Annotated in this window: 5 protein-coding genes; 4 read left to right on the top strand and 1 reads right to left on the bottom strand. The window is 64.0% G+C overall.

The features are described 5' to 3' along the window. The 3 genes from Q7T84_RS15910 to Q7T84_RS15900 all read left to right on the top strand — a co-directional run. Positions 1-172, top strand: a 172-nt coding sequence (locus Q7T84_RS15910; protein WP_304810756.1) for an acetyl-CoA carboxylase biotin carboxyl carrier protein subunit, incomplete at its 5' end; no start/stop codon positions are given. A 21-nt stretch (positions 173-193) separates the two neighbouring features. Then, positions 194-649 carry a GNAT family N-acetyltransferase gene (locus tag Q7T84_RS15905; protein ID WP_304810754.1) on the top strand — a complete coding sequence of 152 codons (456 nt, stop codon included), beginning with the start codon at positions 194-196 and terminating at the stop codon, positions 647-649. A gap of 55 nt (positions 650-704) precedes the next feature. Next, the gene (locus tag Q7T84_RS15900; protein WP_304810752.1) at positions 705-1,517 is read left to right on the top strand and encodes an aminoglycoside 3'-phosphotransferase; all 813 of its coding nucleotides are present in this window, start codon (positions 705-707) and stop codon (positions 1,515-1,517) included. Between the two features lie 32 nt (positions 1,518-1,549). Here the strand turns inward: Q7T84_RS15900 and Q7T84_RS15895 are convergent, their stop codons facing one another. Next, a complete protein-coding gene (locus Q7T84_RS15895; RefSeq protein WP_304810750.1) occupies positions 1,550-2,359 on the bottom strand; it encodes a hypothetical protein in 810 nt (269 codons plus the stop codon). A 165-nt stretch (positions 2,360-2,524) separates the two neighbouring features. Between Q7T84_RS15895 and Q7T84_RS15890 the strand changes: the two genes are divergently transcribed. Further along, a partial coding sequence (locus tag Q7T84_RS15890; RefSeq protein ID WP_304810748.1) for a hypothetical protein occupies positions 2,525-3,210 on the top strand: 686 nt, incomplete at its 3' end.

Raw genomic sequence — 3,210 nt, 5'->3', positions numbered from 1 at the left:
GGTGTCCGTCGGCGACAAGGTCACCCGCGGCCAGGCCCTGCTGACCCTCGAAGCCATGAAGATGGAACACGCCCTGACCGCCCCCTTCGACGGCGAGGTCGAATCGATCTCGGTGTCAGTCGGAGATCAGGTCAGCGAAGGCGTGAGCCTGGCGCGGTTGACGGCGAGCTGATCAGGCGAGGGGAGCCAGCCGATGATAGACGCGGTGGTGCTGAGGCCCGAGCAGCCGGACACCCCGGAAATCCTTGCCCTGTTGGCCGAGCGCGACGCCCACTTCGACCGGCTCTATGCTGGCGAGGATCGCAAGCCCGGCAAAGTCAACCTGGGCCGCGCGGACCTAGTGTTCTTCACCGCCCGCGTGCAGGGCCAGCTCGCGGGCTGCGGCGCCCTGATCGTCCATGGCGCCTATGGCGAGTTGAAGCGCTTCTATCTGCGGCCGCAATTCCGAGGCCTGGGCCTGGGTCGGCGCCTGGTCGAAGCCCTGGAGGCGGAAGCTCGCACGCGCGGTTGCAACGCCCTGAAGCTTGAGGCCGGGATCTTGCAGCCCGAGGCTATCAGCCTCTATCGCTCGGCAGGCTTTGAAGACGGCGAGTGCTTCGGCGAACACCTCCCCAATCCCCTCAGCATCTACCTGAAAAAGGACCTCTGAGGGCCCGGCGTGAAACACCCCTGCGCGCAGGCCAAGGCGCTGCTAGCTTCCCGCCATGTCGCTTGATCTCACCAGCCCGCTCGACGCCAACCCAGCCATCCGCGAAGTCCTCGCTATCGCCGGGCTTTCCGCCGGTGCGGTGGAGATCCAGATGATCAGCCACGGCCAGTCCGGCGATCTGGTGGCCCAGGTCGGCGCGCTGGTCGTCAAGCGGGCCCCCGCCGAACGGCCGCACAACATCGCCCTGCTCCGCCAGGAAATCGACGTGATGCGCTGGCTGGGCGAGCGGGCCAGGACCCCGGCCATCCTCTGGGCCGGCGCGTGCGACGCCGGCTACGGCCTGGTCAGCGAGGCGGTGAACGGGACGCCGGTGTCCCACGTCGCCGAAGACCAGGCGCGCGCCGCCCTGATCGCCACCATCGGGGCCCTGGCCGCCCTGCATGCTCTGCCATCGGCCGACTGCCCGTTCGACCGGACGCTCGCCGCGCGTTTCCCGATGGCGGAGGCCCAGGTCGAGGCGGGCCTCGTGGACGAGGACGACTTCGACGCCGAGCGCGCCGGCTGGACCGCCCCCCAGGCCCTGGCCCACGCCCGCGCCACCGCGCCGACGTCGGAAGACCTCGTCCTTACCCACGGCGACGCCAGCCTGCCGAACTTCATCTGGTCGCCGGGCCAGGCCGTAACCCTGCTGGACCTCGGCCGCTTCGGCCTCGCCAACCGCTATCAGGACCTGGCGATTTTCCTGCGTTCGGCCGAGTACAACCACCCCCACATCGACGCCCGCGCGCTGCTGCGCGAACACTACCCGCTAGAGCAGATCGACGAGACAGCCTGCGCGTTCTATCGGCTGCTGGACGAGTTCTTTTAGAGGCCTTGGGCCCCCAGAAGATCGACGGTGTTCTAACGGCCGTTGGACGAACCGTTCTGGGGAACGGCCGCGGCAGCCCCGGTTGGAACCGACTGACAAATTTCCGCCGTCAGATCCAGAACGACCGGCTCCTCATTTCGCAGGCTGTAGCGATAACGGGCTGAAGCGCCTGTGCGCAGCAATTCCCGAAGCAGTTCGTCCGCGCACGCTTGAGCCAAGAGGCCCGTACGAATCGTTTGTTCGAAATGTTCACGTGAAACCTGATCGGTAGGTGAGAAGCGATAGTCGAGGACCAGCGTGCGGCCCTCTCGCCGGGCGTCCGTCATCGTCGTGAGCTCATCGATCCTTATAGGCGCCGCGGCTTTCACCGCAGCCACTTCCTGATCGATAGCGGCTTCAGCCGTAAGGTCGGGAGCATCGCCTCGCGGCGATGGAGCGTTCATCGCGTTGATGTTCGAATAGAGCAGCCAGCCCACGACGGCGGTGAGCCCCACGAGTTCCAGCCCCTTCCGACTTTTCGTCGCAGGTTTGACAGAGGCCAAGCCCAACGCGGGCGTCTTGGCGTCCCCATAGAGCCGCCGCACGAAGTAGATGATCCCACCCCAGAAGACGATCAGGAAGGCCACCCCGACGAGAGCCACCATCGGCCCGTCATCGGTCGCCTGGCGAACGGCGCGGATAATCAGCCCATCCCGCTCCGGTTCTTCCAGCGATCCAAACGCCGCGAACAGGAACATCGCGGCCGACTGCCAAATGAAGATCGCCCCCACCCAGCGCCAATAGCTCAAGCGCCGATACCGTAGGATTCCCATCACGGCCGGAATGTAGACCAGCAGCCACATGCTCGTTCCCCTTTGAAGCGATCATAATGTTCTTATTTTGTTCTAGTCAAGATTACCACCATAAGTTACATATAGACCCTCGTCCGCGGTCAACATGACCGCGCCGGCCAGCTTCATTTTATGATCGGGAGATTGTGGATGCCTCAGGGGCGACCGCCTAGGAGCGTGCTTAGTCAGTTGGGGGCGACCACTGCAGCCGCCCTAAAAAGTTATCAGAACGCGGTGTTCTTTGGTCAGGACGACAAGTTGATCGCGTTGACGCAAACCGCATTGGGGCGAGGTCGCGGCGGGAGCGCGCTTGAGCGGCTTGCTGACAATTTGGCGCTGCAGCAAATTCTGTCCGCCCAACAGGCAAAGGATCATCCGGTCGCGGCATCGGTCGGCGCGAACGCCGCTATTGGAAGCTTACTTGCTGTAGGCGCGCCGCTAGCTGTTGGCAGAACTATCAGCAGTAGTGGCTTGAGGACGGCAGCGCGCCCACGCCCACGCCCGGCGTCAGCACCAAGACTCAACGTTAAGCCGGTTGAATACGCCACCACAGCAGCCGCTGCAGGCGGCGCCAATGCCGCCATAGAGTTGGCTGGCTCCCAGGTCTCACAACGACCAGCCACGGCTGGCGACCTAGCAGGGGCGACTATCGGCGGAGGGGCTGGCGCACTGGCGACCTTCCCCGCCGGTCCAAGAGTCGGCACCATGGTTGAAGCAGCGGCTACGCCCCTAGTTCAGGATTTGCTGAACGGAGAACTCCCTTCCGAAAAGAAGGTAAGAGATCGAATGATAGCGGGTTCGATTGCGGCGAATAAGGCCGAACTCAAAACTATCAAAAGAATCAATACATTCACGCCCAAACA

Source organism: Phenylobacterium sp., assembly GCF_030654915.1.
Taxonomy (GTDB): domain Bacteria; phylum Pseudomonadota; class Alphaproteobacteria; order Caulobacterales; family Caulobacteraceae; genus Phenylobacterium.
Note: the sequence above shows the minus strand (reverse complement) of the source record. Positions and strands in the feature narration are given on the sequence as shown.